Annotated in this window: 15 protein-coding genes; 10 read left to right on the top strand and 5 right to left on the bottom strand. The window is 73.2% G+C overall.

Annotation, left to right across the window (positions count from 1 at the left end):
• Positions 1-47: 47 nt before the first annotated feature.
• A complete protein-coding gene (gene kstD / locus HNR30_RS11380) occupies positions 48-1,784 on the top strand; it encodes a 3-oxosteroid 1-dehydrogenase (protein ID WP_312894338.1) in 1,737 nt (578 codons plus the stop codon).
• Positions 1,785-1,828: 44 nt separating this feature from the next.
• On the opposite strand, the gene HNR30_RS11375 is transcribed toward kstD, so the two are convergent.
• Positions 1,829-2,188 (bottom strand): hypothetical protein, encoded by a 360-nt coding sequence (locus tag HNR30_RS11375; protein ID WP_181609722.1) that lies wholly within the window; start codon positions 2,186-2,188, stop codon positions 1,829-1,831.
• Between the two features lie 120 nt (positions 2,189-2,308).
• On the opposite strand from HNR30_RS11375, the gene HNR30_RS11370 reads away from it, so the two are divergent.
• The gene (locus HNR30_RS11370; protein ID WP_181609721.1) at positions 2,309-3,016 is read left to right on the top strand and encodes an FHA domain-containing protein; all 708 of its coding nucleotides are present in this window, start codon (positions 2,309-2,311) and stop codon (positions 3,014-3,016) included.
• On the opposite strand, the gene HNR30_RS11365 is transcribed toward HNR30_RS11370, so the two are convergent.
• Both HNR30_RS11365 and HNR30_RS11360 read right to left on the bottom strand, forming a co-directional pair.
• Complete coding sequence (locus HNR30_RS11365; RefSeq protein ID WP_181609720.1) at positions 3,004-4,473, bottom strand: serine/threonine-protein kinase; 1,470 nt, start codon at positions 4,471-4,473, stop codon at positions 3,004-3,006. The two genes, HNR30_RS11370 and HNR30_RS11365, sit on opposite strands and share 13 nt — an antisense overlap.
• Positions 4,474-4,591: 118 nt before the next feature.
• A complete protein-coding gene (locus HNR30_RS11360) occupies positions 4,592-4,981 on the bottom strand; it encodes a hypothetical protein (RefSeq protein ID WP_181609719.1) in 390 nt (129 codons plus the stop codon).
• A gap of 72 nt (positions 4,982-5,053) precedes the next feature.
• Between HNR30_RS11360 and HNR30_RS11355 the strand changes: the two genes are divergently transcribed.
• The 3 genes from HNR30_RS11355 to HNR30_RS11345 are packed head-to-tail and all read left to right on the top strand — an operon-like array spanning position 5,054 to position 7,961.
• Positions 5,054-5,569 carry a SigE family RNA polymerase sigma factor gene (locus HNR30_RS11355; RefSeq protein ID WP_220133410.1) on the top strand — a complete coding sequence of 172 codons (516 nt, stop codon included), beginning with the start codon at positions 5,054-5,056 and terminating at the stop codon, positions 5,567-5,569.
• Positions 5,566-6,522, top strand: coding sequence for a hypothetical protein (locus HNR30_RS11350; protein ID WP_181609717.1), 957 nt, complete (start codon positions 5,566-5,568; stop codon positions 6,520-6,522). The genes HNR30_RS11355 and HNR30_RS11350 overlap by 4 nt, the downstream gene beginning before the upstream one ends.
• Before the next feature lie 53 nt (positions 6,523-6,575).
• Positions 6,576-7,961 carry a glycoside hydrolase family 6 protein gene (locus HNR30_RS11345; protein WP_181609716.1) on the top strand — a complete coding sequence of 462 codons (1,386 nt, stop codon included), beginning with the start codon at positions 6,576-6,578 and terminating at the stop codon, positions 7,959-7,961.
• Between the two features lie 237 nt (positions 7,962-8,198).
• Here the strand turns inward: HNR30_RS11345 and HNR30_RS11340 are convergent, their stop codons facing one another.
• Entirely contained in the window at positions 8,199-9,695 is a 1,497-nt protein-coding gene (locus HNR30_RS11340; RefSeq protein WP_181609715.1) for a DUF4434 domain-containing protein, read from the bottom strand.
• Positions 9,696-9,766: 71 nt separating this feature from the next.
• On the opposite strand from HNR30_RS11340, the gene HNR30_RS11335 reads away from it, so the two are divergent.
• Positions 9,767-10,498: a hypothetical protein gene (locus HNR30_RS11335; RefSeq protein ID WP_181609714.1), complete on the top strand. Its 732-nt coding sequence runs from the start codon at positions 9,767-9,769 to the stop codon at positions 10,496-10,498.
• Here HNR30_RS11335 and aztA read toward each other — a convergent pair.
• The gene (aztA, locus tag HNR30_RS11330; RefSeq protein ID WP_181609713.1) at positions 10,472-11,134 is read right to left on the bottom strand and encodes a zinc ABC transporter ATP-binding protein AztA; all 663 of its coding nucleotides are present in this window, start codon (positions 11,132-11,134) and stop codon (positions 10,472-10,474) included. The genes HNR30_RS11335 and aztA overlap by 27 nt on opposite strands.
• A gap of 53 nt (positions 11,135-11,187) precedes the next feature.
• Here aztA and aztB point away from each other — a divergent pair, with 53 nt between their 5' ends.
• Genes aztB through aztD form a run of 4 tightly spaced genes read left to right on the top strand, consistent with a single transcriptional unit; the run spans position 11,188 to position 15,213 of the window.
• Entirely contained in the window at positions 11,188-12,012 is an 825-nt protein-coding gene (gene aztB / locus HNR30_RS11325) for a zinc ABC transporter permease AztB (protein ID WP_181609712.1), read from the top strand.
• The gene (locus HNR30_RS11320) at positions 12,009-13,184 is read left to right on the top strand and encodes a YncE family protein (protein WP_181609711.1); all 1,176 of its coding nucleotides are present in this window, start codon (positions 12,009-12,011) and stop codon (positions 13,182-13,184) included. The genes aztB and HNR30_RS11320 overlap by 4 nt, the downstream gene beginning before the upstream one ends.
• A complete protein-coding gene (gene aztC / locus HNR30_RS11315; protein ID WP_181609710.1) occupies positions 13,181-14,065 on the top strand; it encodes a zinc ABC transporter substrate-binding protein AztC in 885 nt (294 codons plus the stop codon). Before HNR30_RS11320 ends, aztC begins: the two co-directional genes overlap by 4 nt.
• A complete protein-coding gene (gene aztD, locus HNR30_RS11310; protein ID WP_181609709.1) occupies positions 14,062-15,213 on the top strand; it encodes a zinc metallochaperone AztD in 1,152 nt (383 codons plus the stop codon). Before aztC ends, aztD begins: the two co-directional genes overlap by 4 nt.
• Positions 15,214-15,218 lie beyond the last annotated feature (5 nt).

Here is a 15,218-nt window from a genome sequence, read left to right as displayed (position 1 = left end):
GGCGCGAGGTGCCTCCCCTGACTCAGCAGTCACCGGAAGGAGCCGTCGTGTCCGTGAAACGCACCCGCCGTGAGGTCCTGCGAGGCGCCGCCGGAGCCACAGCCCTGATCGCCACGGGCGGCCTCACCGCGGGCCGTGCCCACGCGAGCGTCGCCGAGTACGACGTGGTGGTGGCCGGCTCGGGCGCGGCGGGCATGACGGCGGCGCTGCGCGCGGCCAAGCTCGGCCTGTCGGCGGTCGTGGTCGAGAAGGCCGCGACGTTCGGCGGCTCGGCCGCACGCTCGGGAGCGGGCATCTGGATCCCCAACAACGAGGTGATCCTGCGGGCGGGCGTGCCGGACACGCCCGCCAAGGCCGCGCAGTACCTCGCCGCGGTCGTCGGCTCGGAGGTTCCCGCCTCGCGCCAGCAGGCCTTCCTGGCCGCGGGCCCCGCGATGATCAGCTTCGTGACGGCGAACAGCCCGCTGCGCTTCCGCTGGATGGAGGGCTACTCCGACTACTATCCCGAGCTCCCCGGCGGCATGCCGGGAGGCCGCTCGATCGAGCCCGACCTGCTCGACGGCAGGGTGCTGGGCGCAGAACTGGCCCGGCTCAACCCCGCCTACATCCCGGTGCCCGAGGGCACGGTGGTCTTCAGCGCCGACTACCGCTGGCTCAACCTGGCCCTGGTCAACGCCAGGGGTACGGCGGTGGCCGCCGAGGTCGTCACCCGCTGGGTGGCCGCCAGGGCACGCGGGGAGATCCCGCTGACGATGGGGCAGGCGCTGGCCGGCGGCCTGCGCGCCGGGCTTGCGGCAGCGGGCGTCCCCGTCCTGCTCAACACGCCTCTGACCGGGCTGCACTTCGAGAACGGCAGGGCGGCGGGAGTCGTGCTCGGCGACGGCACGCTGATGCGCGCCCGCCGCGGCGTGATCGTCGGCTCGGGCGGGTTCGAGCACAACCTGACGATGCGCACCGAATACCAGCGCCAGCCGATCGGCACCGACTGGACCGTGGGCGCCGACTCCAACACCGGCGACGGCATCAGGGCGGGACGGACGGCGGGCGCCGCCCTCGACCTCATGGACGACGCCTGGTGGGGCCCGGCCATCCCGCTGCCGGACGAGCCGTACTTCTGCCTGGCCGAGCGCACCCTGCCCGGCTGCATCCTGGTCAACGGCCAGGGCGTGCGCTACGTCAACGAGGCCGCCCCCTACAGCGACGTCGTGCACGTGATGTACGACCGCAACAGCACGGGCCCGCACATCCCGTCGTGGCTGATCGTCGACCAGAACTACCGCAACCGCTACCTGTTCAAGGACATCGCGCCCACGCTGCCCTTCCCCGACTCCTGGTACGCCTCTGGCGCGGTGCACAAGGCCTGGAGCATCGGAGAGCTGGCCTCCAGGATCGGCGTGCCGTCGTCGGCGCTGCGCCAGACGGTCACCCGCTTCAACGGCTTCGCGCTGGCGGGCAGGGACGCCGACTTCCACCGGGGCGACAGCGTCTACGACCGCTACTACGCCGATCCCGGGGTCAGGCCCAACCCGTGCCTGGCGCCGCTCTGGCTGCCGCCGTTCTACGCCTTCAAGATCGTGCCGGGCGACCTGGGGACGAAGGGCGGCATGCGGACCGACGCCAGGGCCCGCGTGCTGCGCCCGGACGGCACCGTGATCCCCGGCCTGTACGCGGCGGGCAACGCCAGCGGCGCGGTCATGGGGCGCAGCTACGCCGGCGCGGGCTCGACACTCGGGCCCGCGATGACGTTCGGCTACATCGCCGCGGGCGACCTGGCCGCGATGTAGGCCCCCGCGAGCCCCGGGCCGGCCCGGCCCGGGGCGCGTACACGCTACGGCTGCAGCGTGATGGAGTTGATCGGCGACAGGTCCTTGTCGATGTACCAGCCAGGCCCCATGTAGCCCTGGCAGCCGGTGCCGTTGTATCCGGTGCAGGTGCGGACCGTCGCCCCGTCGGTCTGGTTGTTGTAGACGCGGTGCACGCCGTACATGTCCCGCAGGTTGTGCGCCCCGTAGCTGTAGTAGAAGTGCGTCGGCCGGTCGCCGTTCCAGCCTGCCCCCGGGTAGATGCACACCGCGCCCGACGGGCACCCGTGACTGGCCGCCGCCGCCTGGGCGGCCGGTGCCGCGAACCCGGCGAGTCCCCCGATCGCGAGCGCCGCCACGGCCGCCGTCGTGAGAACCTTGCGCATTGTTGCCCCCTTCGGTGAGGTACTGCCTTGACGTGCTCAAGCTTGCGGCGGCGGGCACGGCAGCGGTACCTCGAACGTTCCAGGGACGCCCGGCGGGGTGCGCGGGGTAACGTGCGGGACATGGGATCCGTGATCGTCCAGGTGGAGGGCACCGGCCAGGTCTGGGACCTGGAGGCGGGCCGGCAGGTCGTGTTCGGCAGGGGCGCGGGCGTGGACATCGTGCTGCCGGTGCAGGCGGTCTCCCGCGCGGCCGGCGTGATCAGGGCGGTGCGCGACCACTGGACGTTGTCCAACCTCTCCAGGCGGGCGACCTACGTGGTGGAGAACCCCGAAGGGGGCGGCGAGTTCGTCAAGGTGGCGCCGGGGCGGGCCGAGGCGCCGATCCCGTTCGAGTTCGGCCGCATCTGCCTGCCGGGAGTCAAGGACGGGCCCGCGCTACTGGTCTTCGCGCCCGAGCACAGCTACAGCGAACTGCCCGCCGACGGCGGCGGCGGCTCGACCGTCGTCGCCTACTCGCTCGACACGACGGCCACCTACTTCCCGGTGCTGGTCGCGCTCTGCGAGCCCCGGCTACGCGACCCCGCCTCCGTGCTCATCCCCACCACCGCGCAGATCGCCGACCGGATCGGGCTCAGCGCCACCGCGGTCGCCTGGCACATCACCTACCTGGCGACCACGAAACTGCGGGTCAAGCGGCCGGCCGAGGAACAGGACGGACGGCAGGGCAAGGCCGACTGGCAGCGGGCCGCGCTCGTCTCGCTGGCGCTGCGCTTCGACCTCGTACGGCTGGAGCACCTCGAGGCGCTGCCGCCCGATCAGGGACGGTAGTCGGCCAGGTAGCGGGCGACCTTCGAGATGTAGCCGGTCAGCCGCTCGGGGATGCCCTTCTCCTCGATGAGGGTGTCGGCGCTGGTGCGGTAGACGGCGGCGAGCTTGAGCGACGGGTCGCCGGGGACCTGCTCGACCTGGCCGCCCCAGGCGCACATGAGGGCGCCCATCGCGGTGATCGCCCGGTCGGGGTCGAAGGCGACCTCCTTGGCGGCGCTCTCGTGCTGCTCCTCCGGCGGCAGGTAGGCCATCAGGACACGCGGGGTCCAGCGGGCGATGCCGTACTCGGTCATGGCGTCGTCGACGAGGGCGGGGTCGAAGCCGCTCTCGGCCTTCAGCATGGCGGCGACGAGGGCGGGCGACAGGCCCTCGACCTGGCACCAGGTGCCTGCGGTGACGATGGCCTGGTGGTACTGCCGGGGGATGTCGGTGCCGGCGCGCAGGTACGCGGTGGCGGGGTCGGGGGTGGCGGAGCGGGTGACGAGGATGATCGCGGCGGCGATCACGGCGAGCAGCACCGCGCCGGCCCCGCCGTACAGCCACACCCGCTTCCGGCCGGAGCCGCCCGCTCCGGCGACGGCCGCCCCCATGTCCTCGCCCACGTCCGCCGCGCCGGCCCCTCCCACCGGGCCCGCGCTTGCACGATCGCCGGTGATCGCGGCGGTCAAGGCCGCGGAGAAGGCGGGCGCCGACGGCCAGCGGCGCTCGCGCTCCTGCTCCAGCGCCCGCAGCACCACCTCGTCCGCCGCCCGCGGCAGCCCCGGGCGCAGGCGGCTGGGCGCGAGCCGCTCGTACTCGTCGGGCGCCTGCCCCGTCAGCATGTGAAAGGTGATCGCCCCCAGCCCGTAGACGTCCGTGCGCGCGTCGATGTCCTTGGCCTCGTGCCGCCGCTGCTCCGGCGACCGGTAGCCGGGAGTGCCCGCCGACACCGTGAACCCCGAACTCTCCGCCCACTCCTTGGCCAGCCCCAGGTCCGACACCAGGTACCGGTCGCTGCCGTCCCGTTCGTGGTGGACCAGGACGTTGGCGGGCTTGAGGTCGCGGTGCACCGCCATGACGCGGTGCAGCGCCTGCACCCCCTTGGCCACCTGGTCGACCACCTCGACGACCCGCTCGACCGGGAGCGGCGTGCCGTCGGCGAGCAGGTTCTGCAGGGTGCCGCCGTTGGCCAGGGTCATGGCGTAGTACGGCCGATCGGCGTCGAGGTCGGCGTCGACGACCTTCACCAGGTGGCGTGAGTCGGCCGTGCGCAGGATGCGGACCTCCTCGGCGAAGCGCCTGCGCAGGTCGTGGCGCTCGGCCACGTGCTCGGCCAGGACTTTGACCGCGACCAGGTCTTCGCGCCCGGCGCCACCCAGGGTGTCGCTCGCCTCGTAGACGGTGGCGAACGCCCCCGCTCCGAGCCTGCGCAGCAGGGCGAAGCGACCTGCTGACTCTCGTTCTTCACGGGAGGTCACGGCTGGGAGTATAGATCGCGCCGGTCGGCCCGGTCAGCGGGTTTCCGCCTCGTCGTCCTCCTTGGCGTCGTCCTGCTGGGAACGGTCCTCGAGCGTGAGCGCCGCGACGTTGTGTCCGTTAGGGCGTGTAGACCTGCTCGACCTTGACGATCTCGCCCTTGCGGAGCCAGACGTGGAAGCCGAGGTTCTTGGTGGAGGCGGGCTTGAGGTGGCCGTTCAGCCAGGAGTAGGAGACCCGCTTGAGGCGTGCCTGGCCGGCCAGGATGTTGACGTAGAGCTTGGCGCCGTCGGCCACCCGGTGGCGCTTCCACTTCCCCGTGCGCTTCCACTGCCAGGCTTCGTACTCCGGGTGCGGCCAGAGCTTGCCCTTGGCGAACCACAGCCGGCCCTGGCTGGAGGCGTGCAGGAAGCCGAAGACCTTGGTCGTGGCCGCGGCGTGGGCGGGCGCCTGGAGGAGCAGGGCCGAGCCGAGGACGAGCGTCATCAGTAACGCGAATCGAGCCTTCATACGACCAACCTAAACCGGATTTTTCATGACTTCCGCCCCATGCGTATCTCCGGTGCTAGGCTCTGGCACCCGATGGCCGCCGATCACCGTGCCCGCGAGGAGTTCCGGCTCTTCTTCGAACGGCACCACCGCGATCTGTCCCGCTTCGCGTACCTGCTGAGCGGAGACCCGGACGTCGCCGACGACCTGGCCGCCGACGCCTTCGCCGCCGCGTGGAGCCAGTGGGAGCGGGTGACGGCCACCGCCAGCCCTCTGGCGTACGTGCGCGGGATCGTCACCAACCTCGCCAACAACCGGCTGCGGCGCGTGATCAGGGAGCGGGTACGGCTCAGCGGCGCGGGGATGCTCGACCAGGCCGACGGCCCCGACGTTCCCGCCGTGGTCGACGTGCGCAGCGCCCTGCTGCGCCTGCCGGTGCGCAAGCGGGCGTGCGTGGTGTTGCGGTACGCCTTCGACCTGTCGGAGGAGGACACGGCGCAGGCTCTGGGCATCTCGGTGGGTACGGTCAAGAGCCAGACGTCGAAGGCTTCGGCGGAACTGGTGGCGATGTTGCGGCCGGCGCCGGTGGCGGAGGGGAGGCAGCCGTGAACGACGACGATCGCCGGCTGCGCGACGCCCTGCGCGAGGAGGCCGCCCGCCACGAGCCCCGGCGCGAGCGCATGCTGGTGCGGCTGGAGGCGGAGTTCGGCTCCTTCGAGACGGCCTCGCCTGAGGGGGCCGCGCGTTCCGGCGGCGCCGTCCGCGCGAACGGCCTCGGGCGTGGGGTGGGAGACGAGTCCGGTCATCGGCTCGGCGACGGGCCTGGCCGGGTGAACGGAGGTGGGCCTGGGCACGGGCTCGAAGGGCGACTCGGGCACAGGCTTGAAGGCGGGCCTGGTGATACGGGGGTCCGTGGGTCTGGCGCGGGTGGGGGGCGCGGGGCGCGGCGGTGGCGTGTGCTGGTGCTGCCCGCTGCGGCCGTGGCCGCCGTCGCGGCGGGTGCATGGTGGCTGACCGGGACGGGGCCCGACACCGGACCGCCCGCTGTGGCCGTACCTGGGACGAGCGCGAGCACCGCGGCCGCTTCGCCCGCCGCCGAGGGGCGGCCCGACCCGCGCAGCACCGCGCGGTCGGCGCAGGAGCAGGCCTCCCCCGCGCCGACCGCCCAGCCCAGCCCGACCCAGCGGGCAAGCGCCCCCGGGGTGAAGGCGCAGGCGCTGGTCGACCCGAACAGCAACCCCTACTGGGCCCAGAACAACCTGGTGCTGACCTTCGACAAGCAGGCCGCCGGGCTCGCGGTGACGATGCGCGTCAAGCGCACCCCAGGCGTGGCGCCGGCCGGCCTGTGGTCCTCCCTTCCCGGCGACGACTACACCTCGAGCGTGCGCGAGGAGCCGGGCGCCGTCGTCTACCGATGGGCGCTCAAGGACGGCCGGGCGGTGCGCCCCGGCACCTACACCTTCGCCGCGCAGTACAACCGCCGCCCGCAGCCGGAAGAAGGCCGGGCGGGCGACACCTACCTGGTCGTGGTGCCCGGGGGACGCCTCTCGGGACATCTCTAGAAATTTCTTGATTCGGGCGGCAACCTTTCCGCGTCCCCGGACCACACAGGTGCATGAGCTTGACAGCACGCGTCTCCCTGCTGGCGCTGGCGGCCGCCGTGGCCGTACCTCTGGCCACCTCCCAGGCCGCCGCGCACGCAGCCGAGTCGCCCTTCTACGTGGACCCGCAGACGCAGGCGGCCAGGTGGGTGGCGGCCAACGCCGGCGACCCGCGCGCGGCCGTGATCAAGAGCCGCATCGCCGCCGTGCCGCAGGCCCGCTGGTTCACCCAGCACAACCCCTCCGCCGTCCGGTCCCAGATCGACTCGTTCGCCGGTGACGCCGACGCCGCGGGCAAGATCCCGATCATCGTCCTGTACAACGTGCCGAACCGCGACTGCGGCGGCGCCAGCGGCGGCGGCGCGCCCAGCCATGCCGCCTACCGGCAGTGGATCGACGAGGTGGCCGCCGGCCTGCGGGGACGCCCCGCGACGATCATCCTGGAGCCGGACGTGCTCGCGCTGATGTCGAACTGCCAGAGCGCGGCGCAGCAGGCCGAGACCAAGCAGTCGATGGCCTACGCGGGCAGCAAGCTCAAGGCCGCCTCCGGCCAGGCGAAGGTCTATCTCGACGCCGCCCACTCCAACTGGCACGCGCCCGCCGAGATGGCGGCGCGCCTGAAGGACGCTGGCGTGGCCGGCCTCGACGGCATCTCGACCAACGTCTCCAACTACCGTTCGAGCGCCGACGAGATCGCCTACGCCAAGAAGGTCATCGCGGCGACCGGGGTGCCGGGGCTGAAGGCGGTCATCGACACCAGCCGCAACGGCAACGGGCCGCTCGGCAGCGAGTGGTGCGACCCGGCCGGCCGGGCGATCGGCACGCCCAGCACCGACCAGACGGGCGACGCGTCGATCGCGGCGTTCCTGTGGGTGAAGCTGCCGGGCGAGTCCGACGGGTGCATCGCGGGGGCCGGGCAGTTCGTGCCGCAGCGGGCCTACGACCTGGCGGTCGCGGCCGGTCCCGCGCCGACCCCGACGGGTACGGCCAAGCCGACCGTGAGCCCGACCGCCACCACCACGCCCAAGCCGACGGTGACGCCGACGAGCACGCCCAAGCCGACCGTGACTCCCACCGCCACCGCGACACCGGGCGCCAGGAGCTGCACGGCTCGCTACCGGGTCATGGACTCCTGGCAGGGCGGTTTCCGCGCCGACGTGACGATCACCAACACCTCCTCCACCGCCCTGTCCGACTGGGGCGTGCGGTGGGACTTCGCCAAGGGCGAGAAGGTGACCCAGCTGTGGAGCGCGGTCCACGTCGTGGACGGCGACACGGTCACGGCACGCAACACCGGATGGAACGGCACCGTCAAGGCGGGTGACACGGTCGCCTTCGGCTTCATCGGCTCGGTCTCCGGCACGGCGGGCGCTCCCGACCTGCTGTGCGTGGCCCGTTGATCGACGTGGCCCGTTGAGACGAGCTCGCCGGATGCGGGCCAGGTGTAGTCGGAGCGCGCTCACCAGAGCCCCTGCGCCTGCACCCGGCGAGCCCGCCGGTCGGCGGTCATCGGTCGGCACGTGGCCCGGTTAACGAGTGGCCGGGTTCACGAACGCACGACCGCGCATGACCGCCGACCGGTCGCCCGCGGCGGGATCATCCCTGACCGATGATCCCGCCGCAGGCCCGGTCGGGCGCTACAGCCGCTCGTCCCAGCGCAGCGAGAACGTGGCGTTGCCCGCGCTCACCCTGATCCACGGCCAGCGGGGGTCCACGTCGGCGGGGGCGAACGGCACCCAGGCCGCGCCGACGGCCTCGACGGTCGTGAACGGCCCGCCCGCGGCGCGGTAGGAGATCGTGATCCGGGCGCCGTCGAGGCGGTGGCCGCGCAGGGCCAGGCCGTCGCCCGAGCGGGCGGCGGAGTAGACGATCGGCTCGCTCCAGCGGGCGGCGATCTCCTCGCCGAGCGGTTGCCTGGAGTCCTCCGCGCAGGTCAGGTAGGGGTCCCAGGCGTAGGAGACGACCTTGGCGACCAGTCCCGCGGCGGCCGAGAGCTGGCGGTCCACCCGGTCCTTGACGGTGCGGCCGCGTTGCGGCTGGACCGGCCGCGTGCAGGCGCCCGACTGCGGTGACGGCTCGAAGACCTCCAGGTTCATCCAGAGTTCGACGCCGTCGAGCCGGGTGCGGGAGGCGGCGAGGAAGTAGTCGCGCGTGGAGCCGTGGTAGGCCTGCTCGTTCGTGCCGGGCCCGACGATCGGCTCCAGGTTCGGGTCGAGCGCGGCCGCGGCCTCGTCGGGGGTGAAGACGCCGACCTTGCCCGTGCCGCGGCTGTCCTGCGCGGCGATCACCATCGGCAGGCCGGAGCGGGTGGAGGCCAGGTCGCGCATGCCCTGGGCGACGAGCTTGGGCGCGTATCCACGCCCGCGCCGGGCGTCGAGATAGGGGCTGAGCAGCAGCGTGGCGCCCGGCATGGTCTGGGCGACCACCCGGTGCTGGGCCCGGTAGAGGTCGATGATCGGATCGTTGTCGTGGCGCTCACGCAGGGCCAGCTCGAACGTCTGGTAGAGGCCGGGCGGCGTGCCGTACCGGGCCTGGTAGTCCTTGAGGATCAGCTCGGTCAGCACGCTCAGGGGCCGCAGCGCCGACAGGTCGGGCAGCCACGGCTTGGCCGTGTCCTGCGGCGCGGCGGGCAGGCCGGAGTAGAGCTTCATCCCGAACGCGGCGGCCTCGCGCGCGAGGTGGCCGACGCCGTCGCCGAGCGACCGCACGACGATCAGGTCGTACCGGCCCGACTCGCACGTGCCCTCGACCGGGACGAACAGCAGGCGGGCGCCGTCCTCCACCCGGTCACGGCCGGGACAGGAGGTCAGGGCGGGGCCGAACTCCTCCTGCGCGTCGTAGGTGAAGACCCGCTCGACCTCGGGACCGGCCTGCGCGTGGGCGCCGGGCACGAGCCGGGGCCCGGAGACGATCACGGTGTCGGCGCCGAGCCGGTGCATGGCCTCGACGGTCCTTCTCGTACGGCATGCGTCCGGATCGGGCGTCACCCAGTAGCCGGAGATCGGATAGGGCGCCACGACGCGGGTGTCGCGCGGGGCGCACTCGGCTCTCGGCGGAGGTAACCGCTCGGCCGGAGCCTGCTGGCAGGCGGCGATGACCAGCATCGTGGTGATCACCGTGAGAAGTCGTCGCACACCCACCCCTTCGGGATGGATCCTACCCGGGGCTCGATCGCGTCGGCCGCGCGCCGCTAGGGTGGGCGCTCGTGCGTCCCCCTCGCCCTCTCGCCCTGATTTTGGCGGTCACCGCCCTCGCGCTCGTGTGGCCGGGTGCGGTGGTGACCATGGTGTCCCAGCCGTCGGACAACCCTCCCTTCGCGATCTTCGTCGCCTGCTTCTGGACGCTGGTCTGGTACTTCTGGCTGTTCCGGATCTGGGTGGGCGGTGTGATGGCGATCGGGCTGATGGTCAAGGCCGCGATCGCCATCCCGGCGGTCCTGCTGCTCGGCCAGGTCGCGCTGGTGGTCTGGTCGGGGTTCGCGGTGGGGCCCGCGCAGTGGGCGGCGACGGGGTGCGCGGTGCTGGCGCTGCTGTCGGGGCTGGCGCTGACGCGTCGCGAGGTGCGGCGCTTCAGCGAGGCGGCGGCGGAGGCTCCCGCCGCTCCGCCCGGCCTGCTGGGCGCTTCGCCCTCCGGGCAGGAGACGTCGTTGTTCGGGTGCGCGATGCTCGTGGTCGCGGTGGTGGCGCTCATCGTGGTCGGGGTGATCAGCAACCTCGCCGCCACCGAGGCGACCGGGGAGTACGCGCTGATGGTGGCGGTGGGCGTGGTGGTGGTGATCGGGATCGGCGGCTACCTGTGGCTGCGCTTCCGCGCCGCCCGCGCGGCCCGCGCCAGGACGGCCGCCATCCGGCTGGCGGCGGCACGCCAGGCCGCCCCGAGGTCGGCCCCGCCGAGCCCGGACGCCGGCCGGTCAGAGGCGGGCGGGGACGACGGCTGACGGGGGGCCTTCGGCGATCAGACGTCCCTCGGACAGCAGCAGGCAGTGGTCGGCGCGGGAGACCGCGTCCGGGTCGTGCGTGGCGTGCACGACGGTGACCCCGTGGGCGGCGATCTCGGCCATGAGCCCCTCCACCTCCCCCCGTGACGCCTCGTCCAGCCCTGTGACGGGCTCGTCGAGCAGGAGCACGCCGGGCTCCTGAGCGAGCCCCTGGGCGATGAGCGCACGCTGCCGCTGCCCGCCGGAGAGCGTGGCGAGCGGCAGCCCGGCCAGCCCCGTCAGGCCGAGCCTGGCCAGGCACTCCTCGACGACGTCCCGGTCCGCCGCGGTCAGCCGCCGCCACGGCCCGCGCCGTCCCCAGCGCCCCATCGCGACGGTCTCGCGCACGGTGATCGGCAGCGAGTCGGGCACGGCGCTGCGCTGGAGCACCAGTCCGGGCCGGTCGCCGCCGGGCAGTTCCACCGTGCCCGCCATCGGGGCGAGGACTCCGGCGAGCACGCCGAGCAGCGTCGACTTGCCCGACCCGTTGGGCCCCACGACGGCGGTGACGGCGCCGCCCGGCATCCGGGCGCTCACCCGGTGCAGGACGGCGCGTTTCCGGTATCCGGCGGTCAGTTCTCGCACCGTGACGGACATCGCACTCCCTTGAAGTGAAAATGACAATGATTTTCATTGTAGAGTGCTCTGCCATGGAACACGTGCTCGGCCCGTTCGAGGTCTCTTTCGTCCGGCAGGCGTTGTGGGCGGGCATCCTCGTCTCCCTGGTCTGCGCGCTCGCCGGAACCTGGGTGGTGGTGCGCGGCCTGGCCTTCCTGGGCGACGCGATGTCGCACGGCATGCTGCCGGGCGTGGCGCTCGCCTCCCTGACCGGCGGCAACCTGCTCGTCGGCGCGGCGCTCAGCGCGGGCGCGATGGCCCTGGGCGTGACGGCGCTCGGCAGGTCGGCGAGGATGTCGCAGGACACCGCCATCGGGCTGCTGTTCGCCGGCATGCTCGCGCTCGGCGTGATCATCGTCTCCCGCGCCAGGTCGTTCGCCGTCGACCTGACGGGGTTCCTGTTCGGCGACGTGCTCGCGGTGCGCGGGCAGGACCTGGTCACCCTGGCGGCGGCCGTGGCGGTCGCCGGGCTGGTGGCGCTCCTGGGCCACCGGGCGTTCGTGGCGCTGGCCTTCGACCCGCGCAAGGCGCACACCCTGGGGCTGCGTCCCCGGCTGGCGAACGGGCTGATGCTCGGCCTGGTGACGCTGGCGATCGTGGCGTCGTTCCACGTGGTCGGCACGCTGCTGGTCTTCGGGCTGCTGGTGGCCCCGCCCGCGGCGATGGTGTTGTGGGCGCGCCGCATCCCGATGATCATGCTGGGCTCGGCGGTCATCGGGAGCGTCTCCACGATGGCCGGGTTGCTGCTGTCATGGCATCTCGGCACGGCGGCGGGGGCGACGATCGCCGCCGTGGCCGTGGGCACCTTCTTCGCCTCGGCGCTGCTGGCCCGCCTGTGTCACGGGCGCGCGGCATGAGGGCGCTGGCCTGCCTGCCGGCGCGCGGCACGAGGGCGCTGGCCTGTCTGCTGGTCGTGCTCGGCCTGGCGGCGTGCGGCGCGCAGGATCCGCCGCCGCCCGCCGTCCCGCACGGGTACGTCGAGGGCGCGCAGGAGACCGCGGAGCCGCAGGCGCGGCTGGTGCTGGCCGACGACGCCACCGGCGAGGTCCACCTCCTGGACCTGGCCACCGGGCAGGTCGGCCCGCTGGGCTCGGTCTCCGGTCCCGTCGCGGTCACCGGCGACGGGCGCTTCGCCTTCGTCTCCTCCCCCACCGGGACCCACGTGTTCGACAGCGGCGGCTGGACCGTCGACCACGGCGACCACGTGCACTACTACAGGGCCGCGCCCCGCCACCTGGGGCAGATCCCGGGTACGGCTGTCGCGGCGGCCGGAGACGCGACGCTCACCGCGCTGTCCCTGTCCGGCGGCACCACCGTCATGCTCGACCGTTCGCGCCTCGCGCAGGGTGCCGTCGCCGGGCAGCCCGCTGACGGCCCCGCTGACGGCATGGTCGTGCCGTACGCGGAGCACCTGGTGGTGCCGGTGGCGGGCCGGGTGGAGGTGCGCGGCAGGGACGGCGCGGTCGTCACCAGGCTCGGCGAACCCTGCGACGGCCCGGCCGGTCAGGCCGTCACCCGGCGCGGGGCGGTCATCGGCTGCGAGGACGGCGCGCTCCTGGTCACGGCGTCGGGCGCCGGCTTCACCGCCACCAAGATCCGCTACCGGCCCGGCAGCGACGCGCCGCGCGCCACCGCCTTCTCCCACCGTCCGGGCGGCGACGCCCTCACCGCCCTCGCGGGCGAGCAGGGCGTGTGGCTCCTGGACACCGGCGCGCGCTCGTGGAAGCTGCTGCGCACCCCGCCCCCGATCGCCGTCAACACCGCGGGCGCCGGGTCGCCGGTGCTGGTCCTGGACTCCAGCGGTGTCCTGCACGGCTACGACCCCGGGACCGGCCGGCGCGTGGCCAGGACCGCCCTGCTCAGCGAGCCCCGTCCCGGCGCGACCATCCAGCTCGACGCCGCGCGCGCCTACGTCAACGACCCGGCGGCGCGTGCCGTCCACGAGATCGACTACGCCGACCGCCTGCGCACGGCCAGGACCTTCCGGCTGGGCTTCACCCCGGCCCACATGGTGGAGACAGGACGATGACGATCAGACTCACCCTGCTGGCCCTCCTGGCCGGGTTCCTGACCGCGTGCGGCGCGGGCCCGCGCGCCGAGGTCGTGGTCACCACGAACATCCTCGGCGACCTGACCCGCGCCGTGGTCGGCGACCAGGCCGAGGTCGAGGTCATCATGGGCCGCAACGCCGATCCGCACTCCTTCGGCGTCTCCGCGCAGCAGGCGGCGTCGATGGAGCGTGCGCGCCTCATCGTCTCCAACGGCCTGGGCCTGGAGGAGGGCGTGCTGCGCCACGTCGAGGCCGCGCGGGAGCGGGGCGTGGCCGTGCTGGCCGTCGGCGAGGGCGTCGGCCCGATCCGCTACCGCGACGGCGGGCTCGACCCGCACTTCTGGACCGACCCCGCCAGAGCGGCCAAGGCGGTCGACCTGATCGCCTCCGCCGTCATCGACGAGGTCGACGGCGTGGACCCGGCACGTGTCCTGGCCAACGCCGCCGCCTACCGCGCGCAGCTCGGCGAGCTCGACGCGTGGATGACCCGTCGGTTCGCCGCCCTGGAGCGACGCGCGCTGGTCACCAACCATCACGTCTTCGGCTACCTGGCGGAGCGCTACGACTTCGAGGTGATCGGCGCGGTGATCCCCAGCGGGACCACCCTCGCGTCGCCGAGCGCCTCGGATCTGAAGGAGCTGGCCGACGCGGTCCGCAGGGCAGGGGTGCCCGCGGTCTTCGCCGACTCCTCGCAGCCCGACCGCCTGGCGCGCGTGATGGCCGAGGAGGCGGGGCTGGACGTGACGATCGTCAGCCTCGACTCCGAGTCCCTCACCGACCGGGCGCCCACCTACGTGCAGATGATGCGCGCCAACACCACGGCCATCGTCGATGGCCTGTCAGAGAAAGTCAGAAAATGAGAACCAGACTCCCCCTCCTGATCTCCGCCGCCTTCCTCCTGGCCGCCTGCGGCAGCACCCAGCCGCAGGCCGGAGCGGCCCCGCCCGCACCGGTCACCGTCGAGGACCCCATCGTGACCACGTTCGACGGCGGCCTGCACGTCCTCGACGGCACCACGCTCAAGATCGCCCGCACGATCGCGCTGCCCGGCTTCAACCGGGTCAACCCGGCCGGTGACGCCAGGCACGTGCTGGTCTCCACCGCGACCGGTTTCCGCGTGCTCGACGCCGCCTCGGCGACCTTGAAGGCCGACGAGTTCAAGGGCGCCAAGCCGGGTCACGTCGTACGGCACGCGGGCCGTACCGTGCTCTTCTCGGACGGAACCGGCCAGGTCACCAGCTTCGACCCGGCGGCCCTGGCCGAGGGACTGCCGCAGGGCGAGACCTACACCGCGGCCGCACCGCACCACGGCGTGGCCATCGAGCTGGCCAACGGCGAGCTCGTCGTGACGGTGGGCACCGAGGAGTCGCGCACCGGCATCCTCGTGCTCGACCGGGCGCGCAAGGAGATCGCCCGCAGCGAGCAGTGCCCCGGCGTGCACGGCGAGGCGACCGCGCGCGGCGAGGCGGTGGTGATCGGCTGCGAGGACGGCGTGCTGCTCTACAAGGGCGGTACGATCACCAAGATCGCCAGTCCTGACCCGTACGGCCGCATCGGCAACCAGGCGGGCTCGGAGGGCTCGCCGATCGTGCTGGGCGACTACAAGAAGGACAAGGACGCCGAGCTGGAGCGGCCCGAGCGGTTCTCGCTGATCAACACCGAGACCGGGAAGCTGACCGTGGTGCCGGTCGGGCACAGCTACACCTTCCGCTCGCTGGGCCGCGGCCCCGGCGGCGAGGCGCTGATCCTGGGCACGGACGGCGCTCTGCACGTCTACGACGAGGAGAGCGGCAAGGAGCTGAGCTCGGTCAAGGTGATGGAGGCGTGGACCGAGCCGCTGGAGTGGCAGCAGCCCCGCCCGGCGCTGTTCGTGCGCGGAGGCACCGCCTACGTGTCGGAGCCCGCGGGCAGGAAGCTGCACGCGGTCGACCTGGCCACGGGCAAGGTCACCGCGTCGGTGGCGCTGCCCGAGGCCCCGAACGAGATCAGCGGCGTGAGCGGCCACTGACCCCC

It is taken from the genome of Nonomuraea soli (genome assembly GCF_013761175.1).
GTDB classification, from domain to species: domain Bacteria; phylum Actinomycetota; class Actinomycetes; order Streptosporangiales; family Streptosporangiaceae; genus Nonomuraea; species Nonomuraea soli.
The sequence above is the reverse complement of the archived record's forward strand: the minus strand, read 5'-3'. Positions and strand labels throughout refer to the sequence as shown.

Coding starts and splice junctions, on each gene's coding strand:
- HNR30_RS11370 (WP_181609721.1), top strand. CDS start 2,309: ATGGGATCCGTGATCGTCCAGGTGGAGGGCACCGGCCAGGTCTGGGAC.
- aztB (WP_181609712.1), top strand. CDS start 11,188: ATGGAACACGTGCTCGGCCCGTTCGAGGTCTCTTTCGTCCGGCAGGCG.
- HNR30_RS11375 (WP_181609722.1), bottom strand. CDS start 2,188: ATGCGCAAGGTTCTCACGACGGCGGCCGTGGCGGCGCTCGCGATCGGG.
- HNR30_RS11355 (WP_220133410.1), top strand. CDS start 5,054: ATGGCCGCCGATCACCGTGCCCGCGAGGAGTTCCGGCTCTTCTTCGAA.
- aztA (WP_181609713.1), bottom strand. CDS start 11,134: ATGTCCGTCACGGTGCGAGAACTGACCGCCGGATACCGGAAACGCGCC.
- aztC (WP_181609710.1), top strand. CDS start 13,181: ATGACGATCAGACTCACCCTGCTGGCCCTCCTGGCCGGGTTCCTGACC.
- HNR30_RS11360 (WP_181609719.1), bottom strand. CDS start 4,981: ATGAAGGCTCGATTCGCGTTACTGATGACGCTCGTCCTCGGCTCGGCC.
- HNR30_RS11320 (WP_181609711.1), top strand. CDS start 12,009: ATGAGGGCGCTGGCCTGCCTGCCGGCGCGCGGCACGAGGGCGCTGGCC.
- aztD (WP_181609709.1), top strand. CDS start 14,062: ATGAGAACCAGACTCCCCCTCCTGATCTCCGCCGCCTTCCTCCTGGCC.
- HNR30_RS11345 (WP_181609716.1), top strand. CDS start 6,576: ATGAGCTTGACAGCACGCGTCTCCCTGCTGGCGCTGGCGGCCGCCGTG.